17 protein-coding genes are annotated in these 14845 nt (G+C 68.9%); 5 read left to right on the top strand and 12 right to left on the bottom strand.

Translation table 11 applies throughout. The features are described 5' to 3' along the window. The first annotated feature begins 63 nt into the window (after nucleotides 1-63). Nucleotides 64-606 (top strand): PPA1309 family protein, encoded by a 543-nt coding sequence (locus tag ACFYPC_RS02405; protein WP_388669390.1) that lies wholly within the window; start codon nucleotides 64-66, stop codon nucleotides 604-606. A 9-nt stretch (nucleotides 607-615) separates the two neighbouring features. Here the strand turns inward: ACFYPC_RS02405 and ACFYPC_RS02400 are convergent, their stop codons facing one another. The 4 genes from ACFYPC_RS02400 to ACFYPC_RS02385 form a co-directional block, all read right to left on the bottom strand. Beyond that, nucleotides 616-1710, bottom strand: a complete 1095-nt coding sequence (locus tag ACFYPC_RS02400; protein ID WP_388669387.1) for a PDZ domain-containing protein — start codon at nucleotides 1708-1710, stop codon at nucleotides 616-618. Nucleotides 1711-1805: 95 nt separating this feature from the next. Continuing rightward, nucleotides 1806-2174 carry a hypothetical protein gene (locus tag ACFYPC_RS02395; protein WP_388669384.1) on the bottom strand — a complete coding sequence of 123 codons (369 nt, stop codon included), beginning with the start codon at nucleotides 2172-2174 and terminating at the stop codon, nucleotides 1806-1808. A gap of 178 nt (nucleotides 2175-2352) precedes the next feature. Next, entirely contained in the window at nucleotides 2353-2814 is a 462-nt protein-coding gene (locus ACFYPC_RS02390; protein WP_388669381.1) for a molybdenum cofactor biosynthesis protein MoaE, read from the bottom strand. Nucleotides 2815-3097: 283 nt separating this feature from the next. Further along, nucleotides 3098-4210, bottom strand: a complete 1113-nt coding sequence (locus ACFYPC_RS02385; RefSeq protein WP_385741730.1) for an SDR family oxidoreductase — start codon at nucleotides 4208-4210, stop codon at nucleotides 3098-3100. A gap of 194 nt (nucleotides 4211-4404) precedes the next feature. Between ACFYPC_RS02385 and ACFYPC_RS02380 the strand changes: the two genes are divergently transcribed. Both ACFYPC_RS02380 and ACFYPC_RS02375 read left to right on the top strand, forming a co-directional pair. Further along, nucleotides 4405-5862, top strand: a complete 1458-nt coding sequence (locus ACFYPC_RS02380; protein ID WP_388669377.1) for a zinc-dependent metalloprotease — start codon at nucleotides 4405-4407, stop codon at nucleotides 5860-5862. Beyond that, the gene (locus ACFYPC_RS02375) at nucleotides 5859-6380 is read left to right on the top strand and encodes an NUDIX hydrolase (RefSeq protein ID WP_388669375.1); all 522 of its coding nucleotides are present in this window, start codon (nucleotides 5859-5861) and stop codon (nucleotides 6378-6380) included. The genes ACFYPC_RS02380 and ACFYPC_RS02375 overlap by 4 nt, the downstream gene beginning before the upstream one ends. A gap of 94 nt (nucleotides 6381-6474) precedes the next feature. On the opposite strand, the gene ACFYPC_RS02370 is transcribed toward ACFYPC_RS02375, so the two are convergent. From ACFYPC_RS02370 to ACFYPC_RS02355, 4 genes are all read right to left on the bottom strand, one after another. Then, the gene (locus ACFYPC_RS02370; RefSeq protein ID WP_388669372.1) at nucleotides 6475-7230 is read right to left on the bottom strand and encodes an AIM24 family protein; all 756 of its coding nucleotides are present in this window, start codon (nucleotides 7228-7230) and stop codon (nucleotides 6475-6477) included. A 16-nt stretch (nucleotides 7231-7246) separates the two neighbouring features. After that, nucleotides 7247-7927 carry an AIM24 family protein gene (locus ACFYPC_RS02365; RefSeq protein ID WP_388669370.1) on the bottom strand — a complete coding sequence of 227 codons (681 nt, stop codon included), beginning with the start codon at nucleotides 7925-7927 and terminating at the stop codon, nucleotides 7247-7249. A gap of 11 nt (nucleotides 7928-7938) precedes the next feature. Next, nucleotides 7939-9678 carry a TerD family protein gene (locus ACFYPC_RS02360; protein ID WP_388669367.1) on the bottom strand — a complete coding sequence of 580 codons (1740 nt, stop codon included), beginning with the start codon at nucleotides 9676-9678 and terminating at the stop codon, nucleotides 7939-7941. A 147-nt stretch (nucleotides 9679-9825) separates the two neighbouring features. Further along, on the bottom strand, nucleotides 9826-10422 hold the full coding sequence (locus ACFYPC_RS02355) for a M48 family metallopeptidase (protein WP_388669364.1): 597 nt from the start codon (nucleotides 10420-10422) through the stop codon (nucleotides 9826-9828). Between the two features lie 218 nt (nucleotides 10423-10640). Here ACFYPC_RS02355 and ACFYPC_RS02350 point away from each other — a divergent pair, with 218 nt between their 5' ends. After that, a complete protein-coding gene (locus tag ACFYPC_RS02350) occupies nucleotides 10641-11822 on the top strand; it encodes a TOMM precursor leader peptide-binding protein (protein ID WP_388669361.1) in 1182 nt (393 codons plus the stop codon). Next, nucleotides 11815-13176: an ABC1 kinase family protein gene (locus tag ACFYPC_RS02345; RefSeq protein ID WP_388669358.1), complete on the top strand. Its 1362-nt coding sequence runs from the start codon at nucleotides 11815-11817 to the stop codon at nucleotides 13174-13176. Before ACFYPC_RS02350 ends, ACFYPC_RS02345 begins: the two co-directional genes overlap by 8 nt. A gap of 11 nt (nucleotides 13177-13187) precedes the next feature. Here the strand turns inward: ACFYPC_RS02345 and ACFYPC_RS02340 are convergent, their stop codons facing one another. From ACFYPC_RS02340 to ACFYPC_RS02325, 4 genes are all read right to left on the bottom strand, one after another. Beyond that, on the bottom strand, nucleotides 13188-13412 hold the full coding sequence (locus tag ACFYPC_RS02340; protein ID WP_388669356.1) for a hypothetical protein: 225 nt from the start codon (nucleotides 13410-13412) through the stop codon (nucleotides 13188-13190). A gap of 138 nt (nucleotides 13413-13550) precedes the next feature. Continuing rightward, nucleotides 13551-13874 carry a hypothetical protein gene (locus tag ACFYPC_RS02335; protein ID WP_388669353.1) on the bottom strand — a complete coding sequence of 108 codons (324 nt, stop codon included), beginning with the start codon at nucleotides 13872-13874 and terminating at the stop codon, nucleotides 13551-13553. Continuing rightward, complete coding sequence (locus ACFYPC_RS02330; RefSeq protein ID WP_266454605.1) at nucleotides 13871-14239, bottom strand: WhiB family transcriptional regulator; 369 nt, start codon at nucleotides 14237-14239, stop codon at nucleotides 13871-13873. Before ACFYPC_RS02330 ends, ACFYPC_RS02335 begins: the two co-directional genes overlap by 4 nt. Nucleotides 14240-14413: 174 nt before the next feature. Beyond that, complete coding sequence (locus ACFYPC_RS02325; protein WP_388669350.1) at nucleotides 14414-14737, bottom strand: hypothetical protein; 324 nt, start codon at nucleotides 14735-14737, stop codon at nucleotides 14414-14416. Nucleotides 14738-14845 lie beyond the last annotated feature (108 nt).

The raw sequence follows: 14845 nt of genomic DNA, 5'->3' as shown, positions 1-14845 counted from the left end.
TGCAACTTACTCACGCTTTACTCGGTTCCCGCTTCCGGGTACTAACGAGGCAGGATTGTGACCATGTCCAACACTCCCATGGCAGCAAGCCCGCTCACCCGGGCCGTACTCGAGATCGACGAGTACGCCTCCGGCCTCGGCTGGGACCAGCCCGCTCGCCTCTTCGCCCTCGTAGACACCGCTCGGCTGCGGACCCAGGAACCCGGCCTCGCGGCCCAGCTCGGTCTGCAGGACGAGCAGGAAACCACCGGTCTCACCCCCATCGAGCAGGACGAGATCCCTGCCGACAAGCCGCTGGACGAGTTCCTCGGCACCATCGCCTGGCCGGACGCCGTGGTCGGCTGCGCGCTCACTGTGGAGCGGCTGATGCTGCCGCCGTCCGCGGAAGCCTCCGTCCCGGAGGGCCTCAGCGAGAAGAAGCTCACGAAGTGGGTCGCCGAGCACCCGGACCGTCAGGAGGTACGCATGACGGTCGGTGTGCTGCGCGACGGCACCCGGGACTCCGCGCTGCGCCTGCGCGAGAAGGACGCCCCCACGGAGGTGCTCACAGGTTCGGGGCTGGTCCCGGGACTGGCGGAGGCGCTGTCGGCGACCTTCGCGGAGTAGTCCTTCGGACTACTTGGTCGTGCACTTCGTCAGATCGGACGTCTTGCCGGAACTGATGTCCTTGAGGGCGCTCATCGCGTCGTCGATGGTTTTCACCTTGACGAGCGTGAGCCCCTTGGGGGTGTCGTTGGCGGCGGCCGCGCAGTTGTCCGCGGGCGTCAGGAAGTACTGGGCGCCCTTCTCCCGCGCACCGACCGTCTTCATCTCGATGCCGCCGATCGGGCCGACCTTGCCGGCGTCGTCGATGGTGCCGGTGCCGGCGACGAACTTGCCGCCGGTGAGGTTGCCCGGGGTGAGCTTGTCCACGATTCCGAGGGCGAACATCAGCCCCGCGCTCGGTCCGCCGACATCGGCAAGCTTGATGTCGATGGTGAACGGGAAGGTGTGGTCGGTACCGGCGGAGATGCCGACGATGGCCCGGGAAGCACCGTCGTCGTCGGACTCCTTGGTGGTGAGCGTGACGTCCTCGGTCTCGGTCGCCGCCTTGTTCTCCTTCTCGGCGGCGGCCTGCGCCTTGGCGGGCACGATCGTGAAGACGACCTTCTCGCCGGGCTTGTGCTTGGTGACCAGGTCCGCGACGTCGCCGGGCGCCTTCACCGCCGTACCGTCAACAGCCTTGATCACGTCCCCGGCGTGCAGCTTTCCCTCGGCCGGAGAGTCCTTGAGGACCGTGGAGACGATCACCCAGGACTGCACAGGGATGTCCAGCTCCTCGAGGGCCGCGACCTTGGCACTCTCCTGGGACTGGCTGAACTCCTCGGCGTTCTCCTGCGTCGACTGCTCCTCCGTCTTGCCGTCGGGGTAGAGCGTGTCGTGCGGGACCACCTTGTTGTCGTGCGCCAGCCAGCCGTAGACCGCTTCGACAAGGTTCATGTTGTAGTCGGCGCTCGTGACCCGGACCGTCGTCATATTGAGATTCCCGGTGGCCGGGTAGGTCTTGTGCCCGGTGATCTGCAGCACGGGCTCGCCGTCGTGATCGCCCAAGGTGTTCACGGTCGGACCCGGCGACATCTCCGAGTACGGCACTTTGATGAACACTCCCGCGCACAGGAGCGCGATCAGGATCAGGGTGGAGGCGAGCATCGTCGCGGTGCGGCGTGGCATGCCACGACATTACGGGACGGTGCTGTCAACGCACCGTCGGGGCCGTCCGTACGGGGCCGGCATCGGCCTGAGAGGCCAGAGGCCCGAGCGCACCGTCAGACGACGTCGGAGGAGGACTTCTTCAGAGCAACGGAGGTCTTGACGACAGTCGCGGGCGCCTTGACGACAACCGCCGGCGTCTTGGCCACGGCCATCGACGTCCTTGTGACAGCTGTGACAGCTGTGACAGCTGTGACAGCTGCGGACGTCTTGTCGACCCCGGGCCGCTCCACGTCCCTGTACCTGGCCACGGCCTCGTACCGCGCGACGGTCTCGGGCTTTTCCATGGCCGCGCGGAAGCGTGCGTAACCGTCGAGCTCGATGCCGTCTCCCGCGGTCTTGCGATTCCGGCTGGCCCAACCACCCCACAGTCCGGCACCGATCGCAGCCAAAAGCGGAATCAGCAACCAGGCGAGTGCCGCCATGCCGACCTCCCAACCCCATGAGCGACCGCAACTGACTGATCAGCAGATTAACCATCAGCAGTGTCAACGCTCACGCCCGGGGGTCGGTTACGCAACCGGAAGGCGGATGACACGTCAGTGAACGAACTCGGCGGACGAACTCGGCCGACGAACTCGGGCCAACGAATGCGGTGAACCCTCAGCAGGCCCCGACCCACTCCTCCGTGCCGTCCGAGAACTTCTGGTGCTTCCAGATCGGCACTTCGTGCTTCAGGTCGTCGATGAGTTTGCGGCATGCCTCGAACGCCTCACCCCGGTGCGGGCACGACACGGCGACGACGACAGCGAGATCCCCGACACCCAGGTCCCCGATCCGGTGGACGGCGGCCAGCGCACGCACCGGGTACTCGGCGACCACCTTCTCGGCGACCCGCCGCAACTCGGCCTCCGCACTGGGGTGACAGGAGTACCCCAGCTCATCGACGTCGGCACCCCCGTCATGATTTCGCACCGTCCCCACGAACAACGCGGTCCCCCCGGCGGAGTCGTCCCCCACGGCCCGGAAAACCTCGTCGAGGGACAACGGTTCCTCACGAATGGCGAGCAGCCGAATGGGATCCTGCGCGCCCTGCTCACCGGGATGGTCATAGGTAGGTGCCATACGCCCATCGTGCCGCAACCCACCGACACCAAGGAATACCGTTTTCACCCGTCACAGGGCGTACCCCTTCGGAGGAGCCTCCGAGAATCCGGTGCCAGAGATTTTTCAGCCCGTCCGGCGTTTGAGGACGCGGCCGTCCAGGCCGACAGCGGGGGCCTGGGGGCGGCAGCCCCTAGAAACGGGACGGGAAGGGGCGGAGGGGGCGAAAACCCACCTCCACGCCAGCAGCAGCCAGAGGGTGAAGGTGCATGAACACGCCTGGGCACACCCCAGGCCGAGGCCCTCAGATCCGCCGCCGAGCCTTCCGCGCCCGTCGCACCACCGCAGCCGCCCCCAACAACGCCACCGTCGCCCCCGCGGCCCCCGCCGCAGTCGCGTCCTTACGCCCAAGCCGCCGCCCAACCACGGTGTGCCGCCCGGCGACCTCCTCCAGCAGCTCCGCGAGGACCTCCTCGTTGCTCCACCGAGGCCGCCACCCGGCGTCATGCAGCCGACTCCCGCTCACGACCCACGGATACATCGTGTAGGCCAGATCACCGGCAGGCGAAGGGGTGAGCCCGATCCGGTGCAGCCGAGCAGCCGCGCCAAGAGCGACCGCGGACGGCAGCTCCATCCGCCGGATCCCGCTCAGCTCCTCGACCTCCTCCTGTTCCAGCCATCCGTCGCACCCGACGGCCAGCTCCCCCTCGACCTTCTCCACGACGGCGTACTCCAGAGCACTGCACAGGTCCTCGACGTGACAGAACTGCCACGCGGGCCGCGACCCCGCCACCACAAGCAGCCGAGGCGACTCGAAGTACCTGGTCAGGGCCGTGTCGGTGCCGCCAACGAGCACAGCGGGCCGTACGACGGTGACATTGAGACCCGGATGCGCGCGCGGCGCCCGTCGCGCGAGCCGCTCGATCTCCAGCAGGTCACCGACCCCCGTGGCCTCGGCGGTCGCCCGCAGTTCGGCGTCTTCCGAGAGGGGCAGTTCGTTGTCGGGCAGCGCCCCGTAGACCATCGCGGAGGTGCACAGCACCACTCGGTGCACCCCGGCCGCCGCGGCGGCGGTGAGCACGGTCTGCGTCCCCCGGACGTTGTACGCCGTCCGTGCCGCCGCGTCCGACTCCAGATCGAGGTCGAGGGCGAGGTGCACGACGACATCCGCCCCGCGCAGCTTCTCGGCGATCACCGGGTCCCGGACGTCCAGGATGTGCCACTGGGCGGCCGCGCACTCGCCGCGCCGCTCGTCGATGGCGATGACCTGCTTGATCCCCTCGCTGGCGGCGAGCCGCTCGGTGAGCAGCGCACCCACGCCGGACGCGGCGCCGGTGACCGCGACGACGGGCCCGCGCGCTGCCGGGCTGGTTGAGTGGTTTCGCGCTGCGCGAACCTGTGGATCTGGGGAACTCACCGGGCGTCTCCAGCGGTTGTCTTCAGTAACGGACGCGCGTGACGCGTGCGTACCAGGTGGCATCCATCCTGCCGCAGGCGGAGAGTCGGCGAAGCACCGAGGCCCGATCGGGCTGGGGTGTCTACGCTGGGTGGTGTGTTGTCGGGCAAGCCGCCGTCGGGAAGAACCGGCGGCCTTACCAGCCGAGGAATCCCGTGAGTGACACCCCATTCGGATTCGGCCTTCCGCCGGAGGAGCCGGAGAACGGCGACGAGGGCAAGAAGAAGGACCAGGAGAGCGGCGGTGGTCAGGGACCGGCCAACCCGTTCGGTTTCGGGGGGTTCCCCGGAGCCGGCGGCCCCGGCGCCGACAATCCGCTCGCAGCCATGTTCGGTTCCATGAACCCCAATGACCTGGGCGCCGCGTTCCAGCAGCTCGGCCAGATGCTCTCGTACGAGGGCGGTCCGGTGAATTGGGACATGGCCAAGCAGATCGCCCGCCAGACGGTCTCCCAGGGCACCTCTGACGGCACCAAGGACGCGAGCGTCGGCCCAGCCGAGCGCACCGCGGTCCAGGAGGCCGTGCGCCTGGCCGACCTGTGGCTGGACGACGCGACCTCGCTGCCGTCCGGAGCGGGCTCCGCCGTGGCCTGGAGCCGCGCGGAGTGGGTCGAGGCGACCCTGCCGGTGTGGAAGGAGCTCGTCGACCCCGTCGCCGAGCGCGTCGGCGCGGCCATGGGCGAGGTCCTGCCGGAGGAGATGCAGGCCATGGCAGGCCCGCTCATCGGCATGATGCGCTCCATGGGCGGCGCCATGTTCGGTACGCAGATCGGGCAGGCCGTGGGCGTGCTCGCCGGCGAGGTCGTCGGTTCGAGTGACATCGGCCTGCCGCTCGGCCCGGCCGGCAAGGCCGCACTGCTGCCGCTGAACATCGAGTCGTTCGGCAAGGACCTGGGCGTCCCCCAGGAGGAGGTGCGGCTCTACATCGCCCTGCGCGAGGCCGCCCACCAGCGCCTCTTCGCACACGTGCCGTGGCTGCGCTCTCACCTGTTCGGCGCTGTCGAGGGCTACGCGCGCGGGATCAAGGTCGACACGGCCAAGCTGGAGGACGTGGTCGGCCAGTTCGACCCGCAGAACCCGGAGGAGCTGCAGAACGCGCTCCAGCAGGGCATGTTCCAGCCGGAGGACACTCCGGAGCAGAAGGCCGCGCTGGCCCGTCTGGAGACGGCTCTCGCGCTCGTCGAGGGCTGGGTGGACGCGGTCGTGCACGCGGCCGCCAAGCCGCGTCTGACGTCCGCGGACGCGCTGCGGGAGACGCTGCGCCGCCGTCGCGCGTCGGGTGGTCCCGCCGAGCAGACCTTCGCCACGCTGATCGGCCTGGAGCTGCGCCCCCGCCGTCTGCGGGACGCCTCCCGTCTGTGGGCCTCGCTCACCGACGCGCGCGGTGTCGACGGGCGTGACGGTCTGTGGGCCCACCCGGACATGCTGCCCACCGCTTCCGACCTGGACGACCCGGACGGCTTCGTGCACCGCGAGCAGCTGGACTTCTCCGAGATCGACAAGATGCTCGGCGAGGCGGCTGACGGCTCCGGCTCCGGCTCCGGCTCCGGCGAGAAGCCGAACCTGAAGAAGGACGACGACAAGGGCGACGGCAAGGGCGACGACGCCGAGTGAGCCTGTACGACGACGCGGTCCTCGTACTCAAGAGCTACGAGGACCAGGAAGAGCTGCGCCAGGCGTACCTGGACCATCTGGCGGCGCATCCGGACGGCATGTGGAAGGCCTGCACCGCAGGGCACATCACGGCGAGCGCCCTCGTGATCGATCCCGAGCACAGCCGCGTGCTGCTGACCCTCCACAAGAAACTGCGCATGTGGCTCCAGATGGGTGGTCACTGCGAGCCGCAGGACGCCACGCTGGAGGCCGCGGCTCTGCGTGAGGCGACGGAGGAGTCGGGCATCGCGGCTCTCGAACTGCTCCCCGGTGGCCCGGTGCGGCTCGACCGGCATCCGATCCCGCCGCCGTGCCACTGCCATTTCGACGTCCAGTACGCCGTGGTGGCCGCGCCAGGAGCCGTGCAGGAGATCAGCGACGAGTCGCTCGACCTGCGCTGGTTCGCGTACGAGGAGGTCGCGGGCGTGGCCGACGAGTCGGTCGTACGACTCCTGGAAGCGACCCGCGCGCGACTGTGAACGGGTAAGGGGCGACCACTACGGCGGCCGCCCCTTACCCGCACTTCGGGGAATTGCACGGAGCTTCGCTGAACTTGTGGAGCTTCCTGGACGCTCAGCTCCAGGCGTTGCCCTGGTTCTGCGCCTGCACGCCCTGCTGACCCACGCCGTACTGGGCGCGCACCCCCTGGCCGATCACGGCGTTCTGCGGCGGCAGCAGTTCGCTGGGCTGGACGAGCGCGTAGCCCTGCCCCAGGAAGCTGAGCTCCCAGCCCTCGCCCGTGTTGCCACGGCGCCGAAATACTCCGGAGGAGTGGGTCTGGGCCTGCATCTGCACACGCAGGCTCGTGGACCACGCCACGATCGCGTCGGCGTCGCAGTTGACGTACTTGTCCGGCGTGACCTGCATCAGCAGCGGCATCCCGGAGGTCATCAGCGCGACCTTGCCGCGACCCGTGATGTTGAGCTGGTACTTGCCCGAGCCGGAGATGCCGTACTGGCTGTCCACGGCGATGACCTCGTGGTGCAGCGAAGAGTCCATCGCCAGTACGTAACTGCTGTCGACGGTGAGACCGTCCTGGTCCACGTCGACCACGTGCACGTGCTGGGCGAGGTTCGCCAGGTAGACGGTCCCCTGCCCGTGGCAGCGCATCAGGTCGAGGCCCTCGCCGGTGTGTGCGCGCGACCGCTGCTGGCCGCTGTTCTGGTACTCGGCGTCGAACTCGACGAGCCCCTGGTACGCGACCATGGTGCCCTTGCGCGCCAGGATGTCGTCGTGGCCCTCCAGGACGACGCGCAGCATCTGCGAGTTCTGCAGGCTGTAGCGCTCCTGGGTCTGCTGTTCGTTGTAGCCGAAAAGCGGGCTCTGCATGATGTCCTGCTCCCCCTCAGCCCCGGACTCGGAGACGGTCGGTGCTGTCCTCACTGGGCTGGACGACGACGATGCCCTGCCCGGAGAACGCCATCTGGAAGGCCTCGCCGCTGCCCCGTCCGATCAGCGACTGCGCTTTGAAGCTGCGCTTGCCCTTCACCTTGAGGTTCGGGGACCAGGCGACGAGCGCGTCCGGGTCTACGTACGTCTCGTCCTCACCACCGCCGCAGTCGACGACGATCGGCTTGCCCCGGGAGGTCAGCGCGACCCAGCCCTGCCCGGAGATCTTCGTGTTCCACAGGCCCTGTCCGGCGAACTTGGCGAGCCCCTTGACGCGCTCGACGCCCCACGTGAGATGGGCGTCGAAGGCGAGCAGGTTCGTCGCGTTGACGGAGATCGCGTCCCCGTCGAGGTTGATGACGACGACATTCGCCCCGTAGTCGGCGAGGTACAGCAGGCCGTCGCCCGAGGCCTTCATCAGGGGCGCGCCCTCACCCGTGGCCCAGTCGCGGGCGATCTGACGTACGGCGGGCGGGTTGGGCTCGTACTGGACGAACCCTTCGTAGGCGACCATCGATCCCACGCGCGCGAGGAGGTCGTTTCCGGTCTGCATGGCGACCTTCAGCATGTGATTGCCGTGGTTCTCCATGCGGGCGGTGACGGGTGCCGGGGCGAAGCCCGAGAGTGGCTGGTTCATGACGGGCTCCCTCAGACCTCGTACGGCTGGACGACGATGAAATTGCCGGGCGCGCCGCGGAACTGGAGATTCACGCTCTCCCCGGTGTCGCCTGGATAGGCGTTCCGGCGCATCCGCACCTGGCTGGAGACGATCACCTGAGAGGCCGCGGACCAGGCGACCACCGCGTTGCAGTCGGCGAAGGTCGTGGGCGTGACGGGTAGGACGACGGGCGCACCGTGGGTCTTCACGACGATCGTGCCGGTCCCCTGGAACTGCATCGTGAAAAGCGCGCCCCCTGGGATGCCGTGCCCCTCGATCCTGCGGACCTCGTACTGAAGCGTCTCGTCGAAAGCGAGGACGCTCTCGGCGGACACACAGATTCCGTCGCCCTGGAGTTCGATGGGGTGCAGATGGGAGCCGTTCTCGGCGAGGAACACCTGTCCGCGACCCGAACAGCGCATCAGCTGCATCTCCTGGCCGGTCGCGTTGCCCACGATCCGCCCGGCGAAGCCGGCGCCCTTGTAGCTGAAGTCGACCTTGCCCTGGTAAAGCACCATGCTGCCTTGGCGCGCCAGGACTGCCTGATCACCGCCCGCGCCGAGGTCGACGCGGACCAATTTCTTGTTCTGCTGGGTCCAGCGCTGCCCGGTGGGCGTCTCCTTGAATGCCTGCAACGCGGCGGACACACCGGCACCGCCCTGTGGGGCTCCCTGGGGAACGACGTACGAGGAAGGCGCACCCGGCTGCCCGGGAATCTGCCCGGGGACCTGGCCGAACGGCGGCTGCTGTCCATAGCCAGGGGGTGCCGTAGGAGCCTGCTGTCCATATCCGGGAGGGGCGGTGGGCGCCTGCTGGCCATATCCCGGAGGTGCGGGCGGTGCCTGCTGACCGTAACCGGGCGGCGGCGGAGCCGTCTGACCGGGAGGCTGCTGGCTGTAGCCCGGCGGTGGACCGGGCCGGCCCGGCGGCTGCACGTACGGTGCGGGCCCCGGCGGTGGCACGTTGCCGCCCGGCGGAGTGTGCAGCGGCGCGACGATGGTCGGTGCGGCGTGCACCGAGGGCGCGGGCGCCGGGGCGGGCGGCGGTGTGGCTCCCGGCGGCGGCGCGAAGCCCTGGGCGGCGGGCTGCGGCACGGGTGCCGGTGTGCTCGGCGCGCCGAACGCGGGGGGTGGGGTGGCCTGGGCCGGGGGCGCGAAGGACGGTGCGGCGGCGGCCTGCGGCGGCTGCGCGGCGGGCTCCTCCTCGGCGACCTCGCCGCCGAAGTTCTTCAGCAGCGCGTCGAGGCCACCGTCGAAGCCCTGTCCTACGGCGGCGAACCGCCAGACATCCTTCAGGTAGAAGTCGCCCAGCATCACGGCGCGTTCCGTGGAGAACTCGGCGCCGCTGAACGGGTACCGGGCCACCTCTTCACCGCCCGCGACGATCCGGATATATCCGGGGTCGATCTGGGACATCTGCCCGGCGCCGTCGAGGGTCGCGGTGAACGACAGTTTGTGGATCTTCGCGGGGATGCGGTCGAGCGTGACACGGAAGGACTCGGTGTCACCCGCTTGGGCGCCGAGGAGCTGAATGGACTCTTCGGGGGACTTCGGCTGGTTGAAGAAGACGAAGTACTGATCGTCCGAGAGCCGTTCGTCGGCGTCCAGACCGAAGCAACTGATGTCGAAGGTCAGCCCGGGGCCGGCGATCTGCACACCTACGTACAGATCGGTGCCCGCGGTGAGGTCACTGATCTTGGCCTTGTGGCCGCGTTGGAATTCCCTGCCCATGCGTAACGACCGTCCCCCATCCCGAAAGCAAGTGCGTCGCGCCAGGCTAACGGCAAACTCTGACAGTGGAGGGAGCCGGTACAGACCCGGTACACAACCGCCCCTTCGGTGCGGACAGGCCGGCTTCGGCGCGGGTGGGCCGACCGCTCAATCGTCGCGCGTGGCGGGCGGGTGCGGCAGCCGATCGGCTGCCACCACCCCTTCGAGGTAACCGCGAGCACGCTCCGTACGCGGATACGCCTCCAGGAGCCGCCAGAAGCGGGGCCCATGACCGGGCACGAGCAGGTGCGCGAGTTCATGGACGAGTACGTAGTCGACGACGTACTCGGGCATGCCCTGCAACCGGTGCGACAGACGGATACTTCCCTCGGCCGGTGTGCACGAGCCCCAGCGCGTGTTCTGGTTGGTGACCCAACGAACCGAGGTGGGCCGGGCCCGGCCGTCGAAGTACTGACCCGACAGACGCGCTGCACGCTCGGTCAGCTCGGCGTCACAGGGCACCCTCTTCTTCTCCTGGGCGGCCAGTTTGTCGAGCATGACAGTCACCCAGCGCTGTTCCTCCGCCTCGGACATCCGGGCGGGGATGAGCACAACGGTGCGATCGCCCTCGCGGTACGCGGAGACCGTTCTGCGCCTTCGCGCGCTCCTTCGAACCTCGATCGCGCTCGCCCCCGAGCCGCTTGGCGGCGGGCTCGTCGTACTGCGCTGTGGTTTTCCGGCGCGGTGCAGTGGGTCGGCGGGCACGCCCCGACGTTACCCGCTGCACATGGGGGAAGTCCCGTCCCGAAGACGGTTCGATACCGATCCGCACCCTGCGCGCTCGATTTGTACGACGTATGGCGCCGCCTGTGGATAACTTTCGGCACCCTCGGGCCGCGAACGGCATGCTGGCATTCGGTCGGCGAAGCGGGACCCACACCGGCCGACACACGGGGACGATCCACGGAGTACGGGGGTAGGTCATGCATCCGATCGTGAAGCCGGCGCTGCGGCGCGGCTGGCGGGATCTCAACACCGTCCAGTTCGGAATGGCGCCCGCGCACGCGATAATCCTTGGCCCGGTCGACACGGCGACAGGCAGCTTCCTCGATCTCCTCAACGGGACACGCGGGCTGCCGCTCCTCCGCGAGGAAGGGCGCAGGATGGGATTTCCCGACGGGCATGTCGACGGGCTGCTGGACCGGCTCGCCCGGTCCGGGCTGCTGGACGACAACACCGGAGGCGGCCCGGCCGCGGACACCTTGCGTAAGAAGAAAGCGGTCCTCGACCGGCTGCGTCCCGACCTCGCTTCTCTCTCCCTCGTCGCCCCCGAACCGGGCGAAGGTATGAAACGGCTGGCCGCCCGTCGCTCACTGCGCGTACAGGTGCGGGGGGCCGGCCGTGTGGGAGTGATCCTTGCCTCACTGCTCGCCGGCGCGGGCGTGGGTCAGGTCGATGTTCGCGACAGCGGCTGCGTCGAACCGTCGGACGTCGCGCCGGGCGGGCTGCCCGCCGAGTCCATCGGTCAACGCCGGGAGGAAGCCGCCCGGCGCGCGGTACGACAAGCGGCGCCGGAGGGTCCACCCCGGACACCCCCGGACTCGGAGCAAGTCGGGCTGTCGCTGGTGATCCTCACACCGCGAGACGGTCTCGCCGTCCACGCGCCCGACCCGGCAGCCACCGAGTCATTGATCACTTCGGGAACACCGCACCTGTACGCGGGCGTCGTGGAGGGCACGGGAGTCGTCGGCCCTCTGGTGCTGCCTGGGGACACGGGCTGCGCGGGCTGTCTGGACCAGGGGCGTACCGACCGCGATCCGACCTGGCCGCGCCTGGTCGCGCAGTGGCGCTCCGGGCAGCAGCGCCAGGTCCCAGCCTGCGACCTCGCGCTGGCGGCCGGGGTCGCCGGGATGGCCGCGGGTCATGCGCTGGCCTACCTCGACGGGGAGCTGCCTTCCAGCGCCGGGGCACGCTGGGAGGCGTCCGTACCGGGGTTCGACTGGCATGCGAGGCCGGTCTGGCCGCATCCCGCATGCCTGTGCGGCGCGGCGGAGAAGGGTAAGAAGGGGGAGCGCGCCTCGGAAGACGGGGAGCCGCACGAGACAATGGCGGAGCAACAGCCGTACGCGGCTCGGCTGTCCGGTAATTGGAGGGCTCATGTCTGATCTTCCTCGGAAGGCAGTCACCCGTACGGCCAAACTCGCCGCGCTGCCACTCGGCTTCGCCGGGCGGGCCACCTGGGGGCTCGGCAAACGGATCGGCGGGAAGTCGGCGGAGATCGTCGGCCGCGAGTTGCAGCAGCGCACGGCCGAGCAGTTGTTCAAGGTGCTCGGTGAGCTCAAGGGCGGCGCGATGAAGTTCGGGCAGGCACTGTCCGTCTTCGAGTCGGCGCTGCCCGAAGAGGTCGCGGGACCCTATCGAGCGGCGCTGACGAAGCTCCAGGAGGCGGCGCCTCCGATGCCGACACGCACCGTGCACTCCGTGCTGGAGGAGCGGCTCGGTAGGGACTGGTCCGAGCTGTTCCTCGAGTTCGAGGACAAGCCGTCCGCGGCGGCCTCCATCGGCCAGGTGCACCACGCGGTGTGGCATGACGGCCGAGAGGTCGCGGTGAAGGTGCAGTACCCCGGAGCGGGCGAGGCCCTGCTGTCCGATCTGACCCAGCTCAGCCGGTTCGCCAGGCTCCTGGGTCCCTTGATCCCGGGGATGGACGTCAAACCACTCATCGCGGAGCTGCGCGACCGGGTGTCCGAGGAGCTCGACTACGGACTGGAGGCGCAGGCTCAGGAGACCCATGCGGCCGAGTTCGCGGGCGACCCGGATGTTCTGGTACCGGCGGTGGTCCACCAGTGCGACCAGATTCTGGTGACTGAATGGATCGACGGCATACCGATGTCGGAGGTGATCGCCAACGGCACCCAGGAACAGCGGGACCGAGCCGGCCAGCTGCTGGCCCGCTTCCTCTTCTCGGGCCCCGCCCGCACAGGGCTGCTGCACGCCGATCCGCACCCGGGCAACTTCCGTCTCCTGCCGGACGAGAAGACCGGCTGGCGTCTGGGCGTCCTGGACTTCGGCACGGTGGACCGCCTCCCCGGCGGCCTGCCCTCAACGATCGGCGAGTCCCTGCGCATGACCCTCGACGGCGAGGCCGAGGCGGTCTATGAGCTGCTCTGCGAGGAGGGCTTCGTCAAGGAGTCGATTGAGCTCGAACCCGACGCGGTTCTGGACTATCTCGTGCCGATCATCGAACCGGCCCGGGCGGACGAGTTCACCTTCACCCGCGGCTGGATGCGCAGCCAGGCCGCCCGCGTGGGCGACCCCCGCTCCCCCGCCTACCAGTTGGGCAAGCAGCTCAACCTGCCCCCGGCGTATCTCCTGATACACCGCGTGACCCTCAGCACCATCGGTGTCCTGTGCCAACTGGGCGCGACGGTCCGTCTACGCGATGAACTGGAGGAGTGGCTGCCCGGTTTCCTGCCTGCGGAGGAGTTGGGCGAGAGGGAGCAGGCCGCCGAAGCCTGACGGGGCGCGGTTCACCACCACGCGGAGTCCAGCCGTCCCTCGATCGCCCTCAGATGTGTACGGGCGCAGCTGTCGCAGAAGTAGTGATGGCTGCCGTTCTCCACGGAACAGGTCCACGTCGGCCGGGGGCCGTCGGCCGGGGTGCCGCAGCGAGCGCACACGATGTGCTCGGCCTCGGCAACGTCGGGCCGCTGCGCTGAGCCGGTGCTGTCACTGTCCCCGGGAAGACTCGTCACCCGGCGACGATATCGCCGTGATCGACGGTTCGCCGGACGCAACGCACCGCGGAGCCGGACGCACTGCGGGGGCCGGCCCTGTCGGACCGACCCCCGCGAGGAGTTACTTCCTGCTGCTATGCCTGCGACTGCCGTCGGCTACTGCATGACCGCCATGGCCAGCGCACGCCGGGCACGCATCGAGGCGCGCTCGGCACGACGCTGCATCCGGCGGGCGGACGCCAGGCGCAGGGCCCGGCGTTCACGCTCGGCCTCGTGCAGTCGCTCGTGCATATGCGCACGAGCCAGGGCTTCTGGAATGAGTTGCATCTCTCGGGTCCTGTTCTGACGCGAGTCCTTCGCGTCGGTGGTGGTGAAGTCTGGGATTGCGGAACCGGCGGGCTCGCTGGTGGACGGCTTCATCGGGGCCTGTTTCTTGGGGTCGTTCGTCAGAGGGCGGTCGATCGTTCCTCGGATGTTCATGCCGCGACCGGGTTCTTGCGCGGGCGGCCACGCGGCCGCTTGCGGGCCACGACGACACCCTGGACGAAGAGCTCGCCACCCCAGACGCCCCAGGGCTCACGCCGCTCCTTGGCACCGGCGAGGCAGGCCTCGACCAACGGGCAGGTGCGGCAGAGCGACTTGGCGTACTCGACATCGGCCGGCGACTCGGCGAAGAAGACCTCCGGGTCGTAGGAACGGCAGGGGACGGGTACGCCGAGGTTCTCGATGGCGTCGTCGAGCGCGGTGAGCGCAGTGAGCGGGATCAAGGTGGAGTCCTCCGTGAGGCCGGGCGGGGAGATCGTTTCGGAAGGCGGTACGGACGGGGCGTGCGCTTCGAGTTGCACGGTTCGTCTTCCTCGTCTGGTCGTGCCGGCCGGTTGGCCGGTTGGCGGCTGGGTACCGGGTTCTTTTCATTTCCCGAGGCCCCTTCGCTCCGCCGTCCCCGGTCGGGGACAAACAGAAGGGCCGCGGATCCCGGGTGGGGTTCCGCGGCCCTGAAGGCGCCGGCCTGATCAGAATCAGGCTGGATCACTCCAGGGTTCAGGCCCACGGAAGGCCCACATCGTGTGGTGCTGCTTCGTCTGCTTCAGGGATCCGGCACCGGCTGCCGCAAAGGCATAGGCACGCGCCTCTGCCACTACTGCTGCTTCCAGTGCCTGGATCGGTCGCTCATTGCGCTCACTGACGGGAAGACCCGCGAGAGACACGGAGGACGCCGGCCGGACAGCAGGATTGCCGGACAGACCGGTGCCCAGGTTCGAGACGCCGAGCAGGCAGGTGGAAGCGACCGAGAGATCGGTCATTTTGACGGTGCTGTTGAAGCTCGTGGTGATGCTGATCACAGGAATCGCCTCCTCTCGGCGTCTAGGGGGACTGGGTGTGAGCCAGTCCGACGGTTGTTAAGTACAGCACGGAACCGGTGCCTCGGAGAAGGCCGCCGTTCCGTGTTA

Source organism: Streptomyces sp. NPDC005808, from assembly GCF_042871385.1.
Lineage (GTDB): Bacteria > Actinomycetota > Actinomycetes > Streptomycetales > Streptomycetaceae > Streptomyces.
Note: the sequence above shows the minus strand (reverse complement) of the source record. Positions and strands in the feature narration are given on the sequence as shown.